The organism is Nostoc sp. UIC 10630 (assembly GCF_010747425.1).
In the GTDB taxonomy this organism is placed as follows: Bacteria; Cyanobacteriota; Cyanobacteriia; order Cyanobacteriales; family Nostocaceae; genus Nostoc.
In genome coordinates, this window is the sequence record NZ_JAAGOG010000442.1 from 1 (window position 1) to 1,221 (window position 1,221).

2 protein-coding genes are annotated in these 1,221 nt (G+C 42.5%); both read right to left on the minus strand.

The features are described from left to right. Positions 1 to 466 precede the first annotated feature (466 nt). Positions 467 to 631, minus strand: coding sequence for a hypothetical protein (locus G1O98_RS40515; protein ID WP_243458676.1), 165 nt, complete (start codon positions 629 to 631; stop codon positions 467 to 469). A 295-nt stretch (positions 632 to 926) separates the two neighbouring features. Next, on the minus strand, positions 927 to 1,221 hold a 295-nt coding region (locus G1O98_RS38265; protein ID WP_163939671.1), incomplete at its 5' end, for a hypothetical protein.

A 1,221-nucleotide genomic window follows, 5' to 3' on the forward strand; every position in this document is an offset into this window, starting at 1 on the left:
AATTTGGTGGTGCAACAATTCAGTGGCGGGTCTGAATCCCCGACTGATAGCGTTCGCGTTGGCGAAGCGTCTCGTAGAGAAGCGTTAGCGAGTCAGACGCTCCTGCGTCGCTAACGCTGCGCTATCGAGCGTCTTGATTCTGACTCCTGAATTCAGAATAGCTGAATTCTTCTTCAATATTGGTTCCTATGCCCATTTGTGTCGAAAACTATAAGTTCAATGAGAACAGGCTTGTTACGTCGGTTGTCGTCAAAACTTATTCGACCGTAATCGCACAGATGTTATTCATAATCTTTCTGTACTGTGATTAGGATTTTCAGCGCCAAATATGACTGAAAAAGTCGTAGTCTTAGAGGAGGCGAGACTTGTGGGTAGGTCGAATAAAGATTAAAAGATAACCTCCTGATTAGGTCAAATAAAAAGCTCTTTTCCTGTAATATGACAGAGCGTTGTTTGGTTTGCTCATTTAGTGATTGACTACGAGATAAAACGTAAAGCTTTGAAGAACGTATAAGTTAACAGTTTTCCCCACCCTTAAACCGTGGCGGAACATCATCAGCATAAGTGTATAATTATCACGGTGAGAATAACGCGCTTTGCGATAAGCGGCGGCATCTAGGAGCAATCGCACTTTGCTTAGTCTAAGGTATTCTCGCTTACCTGTAATTCTTGTTGAGTAGACGAATTGGGGGTGGCGGGCTTATTTATTTCTGGTGATAATGTCCGGTGTATACATCTATTGGGAGAGTCTACACCCCCTTAAGAACCCCATTTTTTTGTCAACACATACGCTACAGCCAATTTATTACGAATTTTATCAATTAATAAATACGTCCATCTGGGGTCAATGTCTAATTTGGGGTAATGGCCAATTAAAATGTTGATTAATAGGGTTTTCAGGAATTACGAAAATTTTGCAGGCTTAATTATTTTTTACTTCTTACAAGCAGTGCCCGCGTAGCTGCTTGTCTGCGAAGCGTGTCATATAGGCTGACACCTTGGCGTAAAATAGTAGACTGACTTGACAACCGATGTTTTGGAGCGTGAGCGTCAATCCAATCCGATTGTGCTTTCGCTGCTTCTGACACAGCTTTTAGACAATGCTCGTCGCCAATATCTTGGGCATAGTGCAGGGCGGCACACAAAGCATGATAGGCAGTTTCGTAATGTGCGTTCTCAATAGACTTTTGGCTAATTGCCATCAGTTGTGAGTAGATATCG